The 16,986-nt window shown below is 43.7% G+C and carries 15 protein-coding genes and 1 riboswitch; of the genes, 9 read left to right on the plus strand and 6 right to left on the minus strand.

The window, feature by feature from the left end; genetic code table 11:
• Window positions 1-162: 162 nt before the first annotated feature.
• The 5 genes from H8B19_RS04460 to H8B19_RS04480 all read right to left on the minus strand — a co-directional run bounded on the left by H8B19_RS04460 (window position 163) and on the right by H8B19_RS04480 (window position 4,116).
• The gene (locus tag H8B19_RS04460; RefSeq protein ID WP_186505570.1) at window positions 163-1,707 is read right to left on the minus strand and encodes a methyl-accepting chemotaxis protein; all 1,545 of its coding nucleotides are present in this window, start codon (window positions 1,705-1,707) and stop codon (window positions 163-165) included.
• A gap of 249 nt (window positions 1,708-1,956) precedes the next feature.
• Entirely contained in the window at window positions 1,957-2,307 is a 351-nt protein-coding gene (locus H8B19_RS04465; protein WP_186505571.1) for a putative quinol monooxygenase, read from the minus strand.
• Between the two features lie 32 nt (window positions 2,308-2,339).
• Window positions 2,340-2,867 carry a DUF3750 domain-containing protein gene (locus tag H8B19_RS04470; RefSeq protein WP_186505572.1) on the minus strand — a complete coding sequence of 176 codons (528 nt, stop codon included), beginning with the start codon at window positions 2,865-2,867 and terminating at the stop codon, window positions 2,340-2,342.
• A 42-nt stretch (window positions 2,868-2,909) separates the two neighbouring features.
• Window positions 2,910-3,464, minus strand: a complete 555-nt coding sequence (locus H8B19_RS04475; RefSeq protein WP_186505573.1) for a TMEM165/GDT1 family protein — start codon at window positions 3,462-3,464, stop codon at window positions 2,910-2,912.
• Window positions 3,465-3,467: 3 nt separating this feature from the next.
• A riboswitch (yybP-ykoY riboswitch) is annotated at window positions 3,468-3,637 on the minus strand.
• A gap of 50 nt (window positions 3,638-3,687) precedes the next feature.
• Window positions 3,688-4,116, minus strand: a complete 429-nt coding sequence (locus H8B19_RS04480; protein WP_186505574.1) for an acyl-CoA thioesterase — start codon at window positions 4,114-4,116, stop codon at window positions 3,688-3,690.
• Window positions 4,117-4,171: 55 nt separating this feature from the next.
• Here H8B19_RS04480 and H8B19_RS04485 point away from each other — a divergent pair, with 55 nt between their 5' ends.
• From H8B19_RS04485 to H8B19_RS04500, 4 genes are all read left to right on the plus strand, one after another.
• The gene (locus tag H8B19_RS04485) at window positions 4,172-5,995 is read left to right on the plus strand and encodes a tRNA(Met) cytidine acetyltransferase TmcA (RefSeq protein WP_186505575.1); all 1,824 of its coding nucleotides are present in this window, start codon (window positions 4,172-4,174) and stop codon (window positions 5,993-5,995) included.
• Window positions 5,995-7,734 (plus strand): bifunctional isocitrate dehydrogenase kinase/phosphatase, encoded by a 1,740-nt coding sequence (gene aceK, locus H8B19_RS04490; protein WP_186505576.1) that lies wholly within the window; start codon window positions 5,995-5,997, stop codon window positions 7,732-7,734. The genes H8B19_RS04485 and aceK overlap by 1 nt, the downstream gene beginning before the upstream one ends.
• 177 nt (window positions 7,735-7,911) lie before the next feature.
• Entirely contained in the window at window positions 7,912-10,368 is a 2,457-nt protein-coding gene (locus tag H8B19_RS04495; protein WP_186505577.1) for a M1 family metallopeptidase, read from the plus strand.
• 5 nt (window positions 10,369-10,373) lie between these two features.
• Complete coding sequence (locus H8B19_RS04500) at window positions 10,374-10,865, plus strand: DUF6702 family protein (protein ID WP_186505578.1); 492 nt, start codon at window positions 10,374-10,376, stop codon at window positions 10,863-10,865.
• 51 nt (window positions 10,866-10,916) lie between these two features.
• On the opposite strand, the gene H8B19_RS04505 is transcribed toward H8B19_RS04500, so the two are convergent.
• Entirely contained in the window at window positions 10,917-11,324 is a 408-nt protein-coding gene (locus tag H8B19_RS04505; protein WP_186505579.1) for an MAPEG family protein, read from the minus strand.
• A 66-nt stretch (window positions 11,325-11,390) separates the two neighbouring features.
• Here H8B19_RS04505 and H8B19_RS04510 point away from each other — a divergent pair, with 66 nt between their 5' ends.
• The 5 genes from H8B19_RS04510 (at window position 11,391) to H8B19_RS04530 (ending at window position 16,881) form a co-directional block, all read left to right on the plus strand.
• Entirely contained in the window at window positions 11,391-12,278 is an 888-nt protein-coding gene (locus tag H8B19_RS04510) for a 1-aminocyclopropane-1-carboxylate deaminase/D-cysteine desulfhydrase (RefSeq protein ID WP_186505580.1), read from the plus strand.
• A gap of 52 nt (window positions 12,279-12,330) precedes the next feature.
• Window positions 12,331-13,119 (plus strand): putative hydro-lyase, encoded by a 789-nt coding sequence (locus H8B19_RS04515; RefSeq protein WP_186505581.1) that lies wholly within the window; start codon window positions 12,331-12,333, stop codon window positions 13,117-13,119.
• A gap of 2 nt (window positions 13,120-13,121) precedes the next feature.
• Window positions 13,122-13,976: a glutamate cyclase domain-containing protein gene (locus H8B19_RS04520; protein WP_186505582.1), complete on the plus strand. Its 855-nt coding sequence runs from the start codon at window positions 13,122-13,124 to the stop codon at window positions 13,974-13,976.
• 124 nt (window positions 13,977-14,100) lie between these two features.
• On the plus strand, window positions 14,101-15,453 hold the full coding sequence (gene lysC, locus H8B19_RS04525) for a lysine-sensitive aspartokinase 3 (protein ID WP_186505583.1): 1,353 nt from the start codon (window positions 14,101-14,103) through the stop codon (window positions 15,451-15,453).
• 99 nt (window positions 15,454-15,552) lie between these two features.
• Window positions 15,553-16,881, plus strand: coding sequence for an alkaline phosphatase (locus H8B19_RS04530; protein ID WP_186505584.1), 1,329 nt, complete (start codon window positions 15,553-15,555; stop codon window positions 16,879-16,881).
• Window positions 16,882-16,986: the final 105 nt, after the last annotated feature.

Consider the following 16,986-nt stretch of genomic DNA (forward strand, 5'->3'; position numbering starts at 1 on the left):
TGGTCTTTAAGAGATTGGCAGTGAGGGGCTAATCCCCTCACCGTGCGCTAATTAATGTCAGTTCTAATACCAGTTCCAACTTCAGTTTCGAGATTCGTTCCAACATGGATAAATAGCGATTCTACCCCGCTATCAATTACAGAAGTGGGTAGAAAAGGCTTTTTACTCAGGATGATATCCAATCCTGAAATTGCCCCAATGGCGCTTATTCACATAGATTGGCGCCGTTAAATCGTGCATAACCTCACCGGTATCACGCTTATAGGTTTGCAGTAAAAAACTCTCTGTATTAGCACCGCAGCGCTTACCAGTAGGATCATTAAAAATGCGTTTAGTGCGGTTATGCACAAGATCGTAGTCATAATCGCCCTTAAGCGGCTGGCTAAATTTTTTATTATGGGTGGGGAAGTAGCCATTTTTGTCTACCGCACCGGCATACACAATAAACGAATGTTGTTCTAACACAGGTTCCTGGATGGCAGGAAAATGCTGATCGGCGAAGCTATCATACTGCGTGGAATATTTGGGTGGTTCAGTATCACCGAAGCGTTTGTAATCACAATCAAAAACCTGACTTTCACTGAGTTTGCCTGATTGAATGGCTTGTTCAAATAACTGGCTAATTTTACCTGCGCAACTTACAGCCAGTTCACGAACGTGTGAATTTCGATCTACAAAGTTAAAGTGCTGCAAATGACGGAAAATATCTTCTGACTGGCGACTCAGCTGAATGGCTTTTTCTGATGCTTCAAAAAGCTCTTTTTCGATGTCTTTGATAGTGCCATGCACCCGGGAAATATTTTGTGTAATCGATTTATTGGTTTGAGTGTGAGCTGCCGCCGTATTTCGAACCTGATTCATCGATGCTGACGCATCTGTAGTAAACTCCGAACAACCATGCATTATCCCGACAACACCTTCAATTTGCTGCGCGATACTGTGTCCCTTTTCAGCTACCTTATTCATTGCCTCTACCGATGCCGAACTGGAAGAAAATATCTGTTTGACCACATCTTCAATGCCCTGGGTTGCATCGGTGGTTTTTTTGGCCAGTTCTCTGACTTCATCAGCCACCACCGCAAAACCCCGTCCCTGATCACCGGCACGTGCAGCCTCAATTGCAGCATTTAATGCCAGCATATTCGTCTGATCGGCTAACTGATTAATGGTATCAACGATGCCACCAATCGCTTTGGCTTTTTCTTCCAGTTCCGACAACAGTATTGCTGTGCTTTTAATGTTGCTGTCCTGTTCCTGATGACCTTTTAACAAAGCATCCAGATTGTTGGCGCCTTGCTTAGTCCCCTGATCAGTCTGCTCAATACATTGGGTGGCGGTATCTACCGCACGCAGTAATTCATCATTGTCATGCTCGATGGTTTGTAATTTATCCACCACTGCTGCCGTTTCGTCGACCTGATGTTTGAACACGCCAGATAATTTATCGACAAAGTGTGAAACAGTAGCGCCACCAATAGCAATACGGCTGGTACCTGAGCCTATTGCTTTAGCGTGTGTATCTGATTGCTGTGACACAGTGGCTGTGATGGTTTCATCGTTATCTTCGGCTTGCTTCGACAGAAAAAATGACGTCGCAAATCCAACCATGGCAACAATAATAGCCTGCCACCAATAACTTATTTCTAACCAGCCAATCAATACAGTGATGAGCAACACAACACTGGCAATGATGATGTGCTTAAGCATATTTTAACGTCCTTTCATTGTTCACTATTGATATGCCATATGAATGCAACAACGCAATCTATTTTCTAAAACAAGCCTAGATGGATTTTAGAAAAATACGAATTTAGTATTTAAGCCAAAGACTTAACACAATTAAAAAAGACGAGGAAATCTTACGGATGAGCCAGATAAATGAATAAACCACAATAATATTGCGATTTATATGCTGGAAAGCCGGTTATTAACCGGCTTTATTAGCGGAGGGAATGATTACTCAAATACTGGAGCATCATAATTTTCGGCTTCATCGCTATAAGCCGTAACCTGCGCATCAGCAACCATGCCCGTTTCTGCCTGAACCTGAGTCTCAAAAAACTGCTGAATCTGTTTGCGACGGCCATGCGCAGACCAGGCTTCAGCACTTTCCCAAATTTCATTAAATACAATCGGATATTCATTACGGCTGGCACTGGGATGGTCAATCTGACGCGTGACTATATATTGAATACATCCAGGTTCGCGCAGCGAATCGGGTTCAAGGGCTTTTAACGTTTCAAATAATGCCTGTTCCTGACCCGCTTTTGGTTTAAATTGCGCAAGAACAAAAACTCGCTTAGACATAATATTCCTCAGTTTTACTTATTCAAATTCATTTAATCTGCGTAGCCACTACCAATTGCACTAAATGGCATATCCAGCTCCAGTTCGGGCACTTGTTTACCAACCCAAGCAGGAAAGGTATTACTGTTAGGCCCGGGAAACAGACGATATTGATTTGCCCATGGGTAGCGAGCAACTGCTTGAGTAATTTGGGGGATCAAACGCTGCGCTTTGTCCCCTGTTACCGAAAGTACTTTGTAAGGTTTGGCGCCATACCAATAGCGATCTGGTGTAGCAGTTGTATATTGACGCAAAGCCGGACGGCCCTGATCAACACCCCAACCAACAACCTCATACACAGTATATGAATCAACATTTTGCGACTTAACCGCGAGCCAGGTATGCACCGCAAACCAGCCACGCCAACTAAAGGCATCGGCAGCATAAACTTCGATAACCGCATTTTTTTCTGTAACAGGATCTGGTGCAATACCCGCAGGTTCACGACTCGCTGTTCGCCAGTCTGCACTGGCACAACCAGCAAGCCAAATAACCACTAATAAACTCAGGTACTTTTTCATCACAAGTTCCTTTACACGCCTTACTCTGTCCCTGTTTTTACGTTAAAACACCAGCCAATACAAACCGATAACGATGAATAGCGCCGCAGCAAGCTGATGTACCGCCGCAAAGGGAATACGTTGCATCAATTTTTCACCGTAAACAACCACAGGCACATTGGCCAGTAACATGCCGAGCGTGGTGCCTAACGTGACCCAAACCAGGGATTGATATTGGGTGCCAAGTAAAACGGTGGCAATTTGGGTTTTATCGCCAATTTCAGCAATAAAAAATAAAATGGTGGTGGCAATAAAAGGACCGTAGCGGTCAAAGCGACTATCGCTTTCTTCATCTTTATCCGGGATTAATAACCAGACCCCTAAGGCAATAAATGAAAAGGCGATGATACTTTGTCCGACAGATGATTGAAAAAACTGTGCCAACCACACGCCCACACCGGCAGATAAAGCATGATTGACGATGGTCGCAGCCAGAATACCAGCCACAATCGCCAGCTTATTTCTGAATTTAAGGGTAAGTAACAAAGATAGCAGCTGCGTTTTATCGCCAATTTCAGCAACAGCAACAGTAGACAAAGAAGCGAAAAAAGATTCCATAAAAACTCCGGCGGGACAAGCTGACATAAGGCAAAACTCAGCGTCCCGCAAACAGGCTGAGTATTACCTTAGGTCTTGCTAATACCGAAGCGGTACAAATACGCCATAAGCCAATGAGGGCTCAAGTATGTTGACGTATTTTCTCGAAAGAGAAAGCTACTCCCCTAATGTGGCGCGCAGTATAACTACACGCCTTAAACATGTAAATGCTCTGCATTAAAACCTACGCACTTGGATTTGGATTCATATTCAAACTACGAATTTCTTCTTCCGTTTGTCTGATTAACTCTTCCTGCGTTTTGCCATGTGGAATGGGCTTTTTAGTATCAGGATCAACCCTGACAAATACAATGTCATCCGCATAACAAATGGTTTTTTTGGTGGCTTTATTACGCACTAAACATGATACGGTGATCGAAGTGCGACCTACGGCTTTGGTTTCTAATCCAAATTCCACGACATCGCCCTGAATGGCCGGAGATTCAAAGCTTATTTCACCAATATGCTTAGTCACCAGAAAATTGGTTTCCAACTGACATATAGCATAAATTGCGGCTTCTTCGTCGATCCATTCAAGGGCTCGTCCCCCAAACAGGGCATTGGCGTAATTTAAATCGTTTGGCATCACCAAACGGCGGGATAAAAAGCGCATTCGTATTCCTTAAAAATATTCAATAAACTAGCGACATTATACAACGCAATGAACCTTGAAAAAATTAATGCTGAACAATCAGTTGCAAAAATGGTTGCAACAAAGGACATCATCTCCCCGCCATCGTCAGTTAGTCACAATTGAAGGCGGACAAAACTGGGCGTGTGAACAGGCTCTGGAGTGCTTGTTAGCAAACTCGAGTGTGCTCTGGTGTGGCGATATGACGATATCTTCACCGTCAAATATCGCTATCAAACCAATTCAATCATCCCAGTATCATCAATGTTTAGGCGGGGAATATGATGCCGTTGTTTATAACTGCTATTCCGGCATTCGTGCCAATGCGCTGGCGGCATTAAGTGGCACGGTAAAACGTGCTGGCATAATGATTTTGGTTTGCCCTCCTTTTCATAGTTGGCCACGCTTTCCCGATCCACAAAAGCAGTTACGCATTAGTTATGGCTTTACTGAACAAAACGATGAAAGTTTATTTATTCACTGGTTTATGCACGCAATCGAACAGCACGCACAACGCGTGCATATTTCTCAGCAAAATACTTATGTTGGTCAGCTAAGTGAACCTGAGGTTACACACAAGATACAAAATGACTTGTGTAAAACTATTCAGCAACAACAAGCATTAGACGCCATAGTCGAATTATTTCATCAACCCACAGCACCACTCGTTATCACTGCTGACCGAGGGCGCGGAAAATCATCGGTGATGGGACTCGCTGCGGCTCAAATTATTCAAAAAGCCAATCGGCCGCTAACTATATTGGTTACCGCGCCAGTATTTTCCAATGTCAGTCAGCTTTTTTATCATGCTCAACAACAGCTAAATGCTGAGTTAAACCGACACAAATTAACAGTTGGTGAACATAAAATACATTTTATGCCAGTTGATCGTATTTTAATTGAAAAGCCAGCTGCCGATTTATTATTGGTTGATGAAGCAGCCGCTATTCCGGCACCAATATTAGACGTGCTTTCTCAGCAATATCGTTCAATTGTTTTTGCCTCAACGATTCATGGTTATGAAGGTAGTGGCCGCGGGTTTGACATTCGCTTTAAACCCAGACTTAAACAACGCTTCGCAAATTATCAGAGCATAGAATTGAGCCAACCTATACGCTGGTTTAATCACGATCCACTTGAACAATTCTGGTTTGATTGCTTGCTACTAAAAAGTGCTGAGTGCGCGGATTTACAGTCTAATGTCATTGCTCATAAGCAAATAACATTCCGCTTAATCAGCGCAGATAAGCTATGCCACTCACCCGACTTACTTAATCAGATATTTAGTTTACTGGTTAATGCTCACTATCAGACTACACCAGATGATTTAGTCAGATTACTCGATGCACCCGACCAGTTAGTGTTTGTTGCCAGCGACCAGCAACAGTTAATTGCTGCGGCGCTGGTAAGTATTGAAGGTGGTGAAAAACTGCAAACATTAGCCCAGGACATAAGCGCAGGTAAACGCAGAGTAAAAGGCCATTTATTAGCGCAAAATCTTGGGCTTAACTGCCAGGATGAGAATTTAGTTACACTAAACTATTGGCGCATTATCCGTATCGCCGTGCAGCCCTCGGTGCAGCGACAAGGATTAGGCTTAGCCTTGTTGAATTATTTAGCCGATGCCGCCGCGCTGGCGAAACAAGACTTTATTGGAAGCGCCTTTGCCGCCAGTGATGACTTACTAAAATTCTGGCCGCAGGCAGGATTTAAACAGGTACGTCAGGGCTCTAAAAAAGATGCATCCAGCGGTTTATGCAGCGCTATTGTGCTCAAAGCTCTCTCCGGGGATGCACAAGCGCGATTAGAGCAAATGAGCCATGACTTTCAGCAAAGCCAAATTCAGGCGGCATCTAATTAATGTCTTCGCCTGCCTCGTCATCTTCAGCCAACCAGGCTTTGCAACAACAGCTATCAGAAATAATACTGCAAGGTTTTGAGCAGTATTTTTCACAACACCAAATTATTAGCCACAGCGCATCCGCATTATTTCTACGCGGGCAGTGGCAGCAAATCCAGTTAGCCAGCAAGGCACGATTAAATGTTTACGAGCAACAATTAGCCAGTGTGGTCAGCCATATTTATGACAAACTGAATCCAGTGCTGCAAACCAACCAGTTCTGGATAGAGTTAAAGCAAGGCTTCTATGAGGTCTTAAATAATCATTCACAAACAGAGTTACTGGAAAGTTTTTATAACTCGGTAATAGGCCGTCTTTTTCACCACAATAAAATCAATGACCAGCTGCTATTTGTATTGCCCAGCCGCTGTTATCTGCCGGGCCAATTGCGCGACAAGGTAGTCCACACACAACACTTTAATCAGTCACTTAATCAGACGTTTGATTTATTGCTAAAGGAGGTTGAGTTTGGTGAAAAATGGTGTTCAAAATCGGTGGACATCGAACTGTTATGCGCGCGTTTACGGAGTCAGACAGTTAATCAGACATCAACAATTTCGCGTATCGAAATACTTAAACCTGTTTTCTATCGCAATCACTATGCCTGTTTAATTGGCCGGATTTGCACGGAATGCGACAGCCAGCCTTTTGTTATTGTGATGATGTTAAACGAGCAAGGTCATGTTTATCTTGATGCGTTGCTTAGTGATACCGACAGCATTAGTGTGTTATTTGGTTTTGCACGTTCCTATTTTTTAATGGCCTGTGATTGTCCGGCTGAAGTTGTCGCGTTTTTACATCAGGTATTACCGGATAAAAAACACTATGAACTCTATAGTTCTATTGGCTTTCACAAGCATAGTAAAACCGCATTTTACCGGGATTTTATTCGCCATTTAGAACTGTCGAACGATATGTTTGAACAAGCGCCGGGCATTGCGGGTTTGGTAATGGCAGTGTTTCATCTGCCTTCTTATGATGTGGTGTTTAAAATTATTCGTGACCAGTTTGGCGACAGCAAATCGGTTACCCGCGAGCAGGTCAAACATTGTTATCGCACCATTAAAATACATGATCGCGTGGGCAGAATGGCCGATACCCATGAATTTAACCATTTTCATCTGCCACGTCATCGCGTCAGCGAACAGTTATTAAGTTATTTGCAACAGGTTGCTGCTGGCAGTATCCGGGTTACGCCCAACGAAATCATTATTTCACATCTGTATATTGAACGGCGAATGACGCCATTAAATCTGTACCTTCAACGGAATTTATCCGATTCGCAAATTGATACAGTTATTAATGATCTTGGAAATTGCATTAAAGAAATCGCCTCTGCTGATATTTTCCCCGGTGATATGTTGCATAAAAACTTTGGTGTCAGCCGTCATGGACGGGTAATTTTCTACGATTACGATGAAATCAGTTTAATGCCGGAAAAAAACTTCCGTGAATTACCACAGTCGAGTGATCCTTTTGCGATGGACAGTTTATCCATAGCTCCCAGCGATGTTTTCCCTCAACAATTTGAACATTTTATTGTTGGACAGCAACCCTACAAATCCCGACTTAAATACTTTCATCCTGAATTATTTCAGTGTGAATTCTGGCAGCAGTTACAACAAAAACTCAAAAAAGGACGTGCGCCCAGTGTTTTACCCTACTCAGATAACTGTCGCTTTGTCTCAAAAAATCCCTGATTCATCGTGAAACATTACCGAAAATAGCCCGCTGCGGCGCGTTTACAAAATTTAGGTGTTTTTTACGCCTTTATCCGGCAAACGGAATTGGGTATTCTGCATGGCTTATATTTTATTCCGAATCCTCGGATTAACTTAACCTTGCTTTTCTCCACAGGAAAAGTCGCAGGAGTATTTATGTATAAACGTCTCGCGTTGTGCGCTGTAGTGCTGGTTTCGACCTTTACTCACGCTTCAACCATTCAACAAACCAAGGGGCACTTTCAGGATAAATTCCGTCAGTTAGACGAAGCGCTTCCTACCCCTAATGTATACCGTAACGCTGCCGGTGAACCCGGTCACAAGTACTGGCAACAAAAAGTCGATTACAAAATCAAAGCCAAACTTGATGAACAAAAGCGTCGTATTGAAGCATCAGAGCACATTACTTATACCAATAATTCTCCTGATACGCTGAAATACCTGTGGTTACAACTTGATCAAAACAAGTTCAAGCCTGATTCAATGGCTGAACTGACAACCGCTTTTGCCGATCCTGCGCGTCGTGGTCCTGCTACCTCTGCTGGTGATGCCAATACCCCTGCAAAATTAAGCCTTGATGAGCTGCGTCGCCAGCAATTTATGGCAGACCATGAGCTGGGTTATGAATTGTCAAACATCAAAGACAGCGACGGTAACAAACTTCACTATGTGATTGTTGGTACCAATATGCGTATTGATTTGGCCAAGCCATTAAAATCTGGCCAAAGCGTTAAATTCTCGATGGATTATGCGTTTAATATCGTGGAAGAAGATGCAGTATCAGCACGTTCTGGTTACGAACATTTCCCTGATGACGAAAACGAAGGTGGCAATGATATCTTCTTATTAGCTCAGTGGTATCCGCGCTTACATGCTTACACTGATTACGAAGCATGGACTAACAAAGAATTCCTGGGTCGTGGTGAATTCACCCTTGAATTTGGTGACTATGAAGTTGAAATGACGGTTCCTGCCGATCACATCGTTGCTGCTACCGGTGAACTGGTTAACCCGAAGAAAGTGTTAACCCGCGAACAACAAATGCGTTTAGAGCAGGCTAAAGACGCTAAGCGTCCTGTTTTCATCGTAACTGAAGAAGAAGCGCTGGAAAACGAAAAAGCCGGCACCAACAAAACCAAAACCTGGCGTTTTAAAGCAGACAACGTTCGTGACTTTGCGTGGGGTTCTTCACGTAAATTTATGTGGGATGCTAAAGGTTATCATCAGGGTGGTGCAGTTGAACCCTTCGTTATGGCGATGTCTTTCTATCCTAAAGAAGGTGGTGATCTGTGGAAGAAATACTCTACAGAGTCTGTGATCCACACACTTGAAGTTTACTCACGTTTCTCATTCGATTACCCCTATCCAACTGCACAATCAGTTAATGGTCCTGTAGGTGGCATGGAATATCCGATGATTACCTTCAACGGGCCTCGCACTGAATTACAGGATGACGGCACCCGCACATACTCTCAGGCAGAAAAACGCTTCCTGATTGGCGTAGTTATTCACGAAATTGGTCACACTTATTTCCCAATGATCGTTAACTCTGACGAGCGCCAGTGGACCTGGATGGACGAAGGTCTGAACAGCTTCCTGGACGGTGTTGCTGGCCGCGAATGGGATCCACAAATTCCCTGGGGCGTAGAGCCGCGTGACGTTGTGGGTTACATGAAGTCTCAAAATCAGGTTCCTGTGATGACTCAGTCTGACAGTGTATTGCGTTTAGGTCCTAATGCTTACACCAAGCCTGCTGTTGCACTGAACATTCTGCGCGAAACCATTTTAGGTCGTGAACTGTTTGATTTTGCTTTCAAAGAATATGCAAACCGCTGGAAATTCAAACGTCCGACTCCTTCTGATTTCTTCCGTACCATGGAAGAAGCCAGCGGCGTTGATTTAGACTGGTTCTTCCGTGGCTGGTTCTATACCACTGACCACGTTGATATCTCAATCGACCACGTATACAGCATGCGTATGGATACTAAAGATCCTGACATCGATTTCGCTCGTGAGCGCAAGTTTGAACAGGACAAACCATTATCTCTGACTGACGAACGTAACCGTTTAGCAGGCATGAAATTATGGGTTGAGAAAAACCCAGACGTTACTGACTTCTACGACGAAAATGACCGTTTCACCGTTACCAACAAAGAGCGTAATGCTTACCAGAAATTCCTTAAAGGTTTAAAAGACTGGGAACGTGCTGCGTTTGAACGTGCGGTTAAAGAAGACAAAAACTACTACGTGTTAGACTTTTCTAACAAAGGTGGTTTAGTGATGCCAATTATCCTGAAACTGGACTTCGAAGATGGTACCTCACAGGATATGCGTATCCCTGCGGAAATATGGCGTCGTAACTCAGAATCAGTGAAAAAACTGATTGTGACCGACAAAGATAAAGTGCTGAAGAGTGTTGAAATCGATCCACGTTGGGAAACGGCTGACGTTGATATCGAGAACAACTACTATCCGCGTCGTATCATTCCTTCACGTGTAGAAGCATACAAACGTAAGAAGAGCACCAGCAAGGTATCACGTGACATTATGCAGGATATCAAAACTGAGCTGAAAACTGACGACGACGAAGACGACAAAAAAGGTGACAAGTAATTAACATGTTACGTCTTTGGCTGACTTTAAGTCTGACGGTTATTGCCAGCCTGATGCCCGCTTTAGGGCATCAGCAGAAGGCCGCAATAACCACAGTATTATTTAATGCCCGTACGCATCATATCGAGGTTATGCATAAATTTTATCTGCATGATGCCGAACATGCCGTGCGGGTTATATTTGGTCAGCATGCCGATATTCTTAACTCAAAGGAAACCCAACAAACCTTCAGTGACTATGTGGCAAAACGTTTTGAACTACTTAAAGACGATAAACCATTGCCACTGTCCAAAGTGGGGTTTGAAATTGATGGTAAGTTTTTCTGGGTTTATCAGGAAACTGATATCCCGGTAGAACTACATAACTTATCGGTGCGTCATAATGCGCTGCGCGAGTTATGGCCAAGTCAGATAAACACCGTCAATATTGAAGGTAAAGATGATATAAAAACTCTGACCTTCACCGGTGCTACCGAGTTACTCAGTGTCGAATTTTAAAAGGAGCCAAAAGGCTCCTTTTTTATTGTCTATCTCACCACTGCTTTTTTGCTACTCAAGCGTCACTCCCGCCATTTGAATGGCCTGCCATAAAATCAACAGACTCATCGCATAACTGACCGCCCAGCTAACAGAGCGTAAAATATGTACGTTAATCAGATAGAACAGATGGTAAATGACACGCGCCACCACCCATATTTGGGCATATAAAACAGCCTGATGAGTAACAGCCGACATACCCACCAGCGCCAGCACGCCAGGCGCAAAAAAGATCAAAGCTTCAAAGGCATTTTCATGCCCGGCTTTCGCTCTGGCACCAAAACCAGTTAGCTGGCTTTGCTGTATGCGCGGCAGACTATTGTCATACCCTCCGGCTTTATGTTGAGCAATAGCCAGCGGTAGTTTAACGATGATTGGCATTAGCACTGCAATAAATAGACATATAAGAATGCTTTGCATAAGGTATCCTTGCTGTTGTTATTTTAACCCTGTTGTTTATTACAACCCGTTTTATCTCAGTGTGCCATGTTAGAAAAATTTTTACAGATCCAATCTCCCTCACCTGAACACTCCTTTCAACCAGATTGGCATAATCCGGCAGATTGTCGTATCTGGATAAAACGTGATGATCTGTTACACCCGGTGATATCAGGCAATAAATGGCGCAAGCTCAAATTTGCTCTGAATGATATTCAGCGGCAAAACGTTGATCACATCATTAGTTTTGGTGGAGGTTATTCAAACCATCTGCATGCTTTGGGCTACTGCTGTCATCAACTCAATATAAAACTGACTGCGATTGTAAGAGGCCACTACCCGGTTCTAACGCCAATGCTGCGAGATCTGAATAATTGGGGAACACAAATCGAGTTTGTGGATAAAAAAAACTACCAGCAACGTAATGACGATGAGTTTTTGCAATCGCTTAACAAACGATTTCCCGGTGCCGTAATTATCCCAGAGGGCGGCTCTCAACATCAGGCTTTAGCTGGTATTACTGAATGTGTGAATGAATTTAACCGCCAGTACGACTATATTCTGTTACCCGTTGCCAGCGGTGCCACTATGGCCGGAATCATTAACGCAAGTCCAGCCGGCAAATCCCAGGTAACAGGAATTGCCGTGCTCAAAGGGCAGGATTACCTTGAATCACTGGTGAACAGGTTTGTAGATAATAACAAACAAACAAACTGGCAGATTAATCATCAGTATCATTTCGGTGGTTATTCCAAATCTCCTGCTGAATTACAGGACTTTTGTCAGCAAATCACAAATAAATACAATATTCCCATTGAACCAGTTTATAGTGGCAAGTTATTCTTTGCGCTTAAATCGATGCTCGAACAGCAATCCTTTGGCCATAAAGCCAATATCCTGGTTTTACATACGGGCGGTATTCAGGGCAGCAGATAAATATTGTTTTTAGCTTGGTATAAAATTAAATCACGACCATTTGGAGTCATCGATGCAACAACTCACACCGGCACAGATCAGACAAAAAGTACGTAATAAGGAAATAACCGGCAATACGTCGGGCCTTGCCAAAGGTTTTGTGCAATGCAATATGGTTATTTTACCTGCTGATTGGGCGAGCGATTTCCAGCGTTTCTGTGAACAAAACCCACGCCCCTGCCCTTTAGTTGCCGTGTCTGAAAATCCGGGAGATATTCATCTGGACAAAGTAGGTAAAGGCATCGATATCCGCCACGACTTGCCGAGTTACAAAGTGTTTGAGCACGGCAAACTCATCAACGAAGTCACAGATGTAGAAGCATACTGGCGCGATGATCTGGTGACCTTTTTTATTGGTTGTTCGTTTTCGTTTGAAGAAGCATTAATCGATGATGGCATTGAAATCCGCAACATAACCGAAAATAAAAACGTGCCTATGTACCGCACCAATATAGCCTGCACTCCGAGTGAAAAGTTCAGCGGCAATATGGTTGTCAGTATGCGGCCTATGGTACCTGCTGATGCTATCCGTTCAGTTCAGATTTGTGACCGTTTCCCGTCGGTACATGGCGCACCTGTACATTTTGGCTTTCCTGAAATGATTGGTATTAGTGATATTAATCAGCCAGATTTTGGTGATGCGGTTACCATCAGGCAAAACGAAGTGCCCGTTTTCTGGGCCTGTGGGGTTACCCCGCAAGTGGCGCTTGAACAAGCCAAACCGCCCTTCTGCATCACACACAGCCCTGGCTGTATGCTGGTAAGTGATATTACCAACAAAAGCTTATCGACAGGCTGTTAATTATGACAAGCGTATTAGGATTAAATCCTGCTGATTTAACGTTAAGCCAGCAAGTAGAAGACCTACTGATAGAAAAAAACTTACGCGGAATGAAAAGCCTGCAACCGCTGTTAACCCCGGGTTATATTGCACGGGCTGCGGAGTTGTTGCAGCTTGCTGACGGAGTAATATTTATTGGCACGGGTTTCCCGGTGGGCAATACCTTTGAAACAGATGGTCCCGTTGGTGCAATTGCCTTGTATCAGGCTTTGGCTGCGTTGAACAAACGTCCGGTTTTGGTGTGTGGCGATCCGTTATATTCTGCGGTAAAAAATGATTATGAAGCGATACAGCTACCTCTTGGGCACTCTGTTCTGAGTCAGCAACAGGTCACAGATATAATTGCTCAATGGCAACCACAAGCAGTTATTTCCATTGAGCGGGCTGGCCGCACAGCCGACGGTAAATTTTATAATATGCGCGGTGAGGATATTAGTGCACGCTGTGCATGTTTTGATGACTTCATGACCTTAAGTAACTGCCCGAGCATTGGTATTGGTGATGGCGGTAACGAAATAGGAATGGGTAATATCCATCAGCAACTCGCACATCTCAATATCGTCCCCAGCGTCACAACTTGCAGTGAACTTGTGATAGCAGATGTATCGAACTGGGCAGCTTACGGACTTATTCTTTTTTTACAAAAATGGAACCAAACCAACTTACTCAGTCTGCTTAATCCATTGCAAATAATTCAGTATCTAAGTCTTAAAGGCAGCGTCGATGGTGTTACGCGAGACAATACGCTAACCGAAGATGGCCTGTGTTACAGCGAAGGATTAACACTGCTGGATACTTTAAAACAATTAACTGCATAAAATTCTATAATTTATGCATAAAAAAACATTTCATAGCTGCTCAAAATCGATACCAACCCTGTAACAAAACTGCTAACGTATAGCGTTTTTCTGCAGGCTATTTTTACAAGGTTTATCGGGACAAATGAACAGCACCACTCTCAATATTGCAAAATTTGGTGGCACCAGCGTGGCGGACTTTGCAGCCATGCAAAACTGCGCCAAAATCGTCGCGTCCAACCCTGCCACTCGCGTGGTAGTGGTCAGTGCATCAGCCGGCGTTACTAACTATCTGGTTGATTTAGCTAATAACGAGTTAACCACAGAGCAAATCAACAATACCATTGCCAGTATTGAAAAAATCGAGTTTGCCATTCTGGAAAAACTCAATGATAACGCGGCAACACAACTGGAATTGCAAAGCCTGTTAAGCGAGTTGAGTGAACTGGCGCACAACACTAAAAACCTGCAAACAGATGAAGGCAAAGATGCGTTACTGTGTATGGGTGAACGCATGTCATCTTTACTCTTTACTGAGGTACTTAAACAAGAAGGTTGTGCGGCCCTTAATTTTGATGCTCGTCGTGTCATTAAAACCGACAGTCAGTTTGGACAAGGTACACCCGATATTGAACAGATTGCCGACCATGCTAAGCAGTTAATGGCACCTGCATTGGCAGAACAGGTTCTGGTAACTCAGGGATTTATTGGCTCTGATTCCAATAACAAAACCACCACATTAGGTCGCGGTGGTTCCGATTACACTGCGGCTCTGCTGGCCGAAGCGCTGAATGCACAAACCTGCGAAATCTGGACCGACGTTATTGGTGTTTACACCACTGACCCACGTATTACCAACAAAGCGCGCCCATTACCAGAATTGAGCTTCGATGAAGCAGCAGAAATGGCCACCTTTGGCGCAAAAGTATTACACCCGGCAACAATGGTACCTGCTCTGCGTAAAAATATTCGTGTGTTTGTCGGATCCAGCAGAGAACCCGAAAAAGGTGGCACCTGGATTGCCAAAGATTGCTCTCAGGAACCCTATTACAGGGCAATTACCCGCCGTAAAGATCAGGTAATGGTTACGGTAAAAACGCCTAGTATGCTGTATGCATCAGGCTTTTTATCACACGTTTTTGGCATACTGGCAAAACATCAAATCAGTGTGGATCTGGTTACCACTTCCGAGATTTCAGTATCTTTAACCATTGATAATCCGCCTAATTCAGTACGTAAAAAGATCAATCAGCAGATCATCAAAGACTTACGTGAGATTTGTGAAGTCGTGGTCGAGGAAGGTTTTGATTTGGTTACCGTGGTGGGTAATAACATGCACAGTGAAGCAGGGGTTTCCAGTCGTATATTCCAGGCATTAAATGCGCACAACTTACGTATGATTTGTTACGGTGCCAATCCACATAACATGTCATTTTTGGTTAAAGAAGATACGAGTAATCAAGTTGTTACCGACCTGCATAGCGAACTATTTGAGTAACCTTTACTCAATTCTCCAGCGCTGATCATTGCATTAAGGAGGAGGCAGATTACAATGCCTCCGCCAAATGATTTTTCTAAACTAAGGTTTCCTAAAAATATGAAGTTTCGTTCTCTCACCCTTGCTTTGGGTGTGGCCCTGCTTTCCAGCAGTTGTGCCACGACACAACAATCAAGCACACAGGCTAAGGCACAACAAACGCCCAAAAACATTATCTTTTTAATCGGCGATGGCATGGGTGTTGAACACACCACAGCCTATAGAGACTACGCTGATGATTTAACCACTAAACCAATTGATGAAACTGTATTTGATTCAATGTTAGTTGGCATGGCCTCAACCTATCCGGACGACCACACCGTTGTCACTGATTCAGCCGCCGCCGCCACTGCCTTAAGCGCCGGGATTAAATCCTATAACGGTGCTATTGGTGTGGATACCCATAAAGAACCACTGGAAACTGTATTAGAAAAAGCAAAACAGTTGGGTAAACACACAGCGGTTGTGGTGACGTCTCAAATCAACCATGCAACGCCAGCTGCTTTTATCGCGCACAACGAAAAACGTTCAAACTACGATCAAATCGCTGACAACTATTTAAGCAATACTTATCAGGGAAAGCCGGTCATCGATTTAATGATGGGTGGCGGTACCAAATATTTTATCCGTGAAGACCGCAACCTGGTAAATGAATTTAAACAACTCGGTTATCAGTACAGCGACGATATACAAAATCTGGATGTATTAACCCGTTTACCGGCTTTAGGACTATACGCACCTGTCGGTTTACCTTTTGCCATTGATAGTGGCGAACATCCAAGACGCTTAGCGCCAATGGCAACAAAAGCGCTGGAACTGCTATCAAAAAACAATCCAAATGGATTTTTTGTGATGATGGAAGGTAGTCAGATAGACTGGTGTTCGCACGCTAATGATATTGCCTGTGCCATGGGTGAAATGGATGATTTTGCTGCCACTTTAAAAGCGGTGAAAGCGTTTGCGGAAAAAGACGGAGAAACCCTGGTGGTTGTTACCGCCGACCATAGTACGGGAGGCTTAAGCATCGGTGCCAATGGTCAGTATTTATGGAAACGTGAAATGATAAAACAAATTCACGCCTCTATCGATACCCTTGCAGCAGAAATGACCCAAAATAAAGATGTCAAAGCAGTATGGAATAAACACATTGATTTTGCATTGACCGACGATGAATTTAATCGCATCAATGACGCTGTAAATAACAATATCAAAGGGTTAAAACCTGCACTCAGAACAGTGATTAACCAACGTACCGTTACCGGCTGGACCTCGTTGGGCCATTCGGGCGGAGATGTTCAGGTATTTGCCTACGGTGTTGGAGCTGAGAAATTTGCCGGGCACATCGATAACACCGATATTGCTAATACAATATTCTCATTTCTTAAATAAATAATATAAAAGGGGCTTTGCCTAATGCCAGTCAGTTAAGCTGACTGGCATTTTTCTTTTTATGGGGATATCGATTTGTTTTCGGTTTTACCCATCTTGGATAAG

It is taken from the genome of Neptunicella marina, from assembly GCF_014270035.1.
GTDB lineage: Bacteria > Pseudomonadota > Gammaproteobacteria > Enterobacterales > Alteromonadaceae > Neptunicella > Neptunicella marina.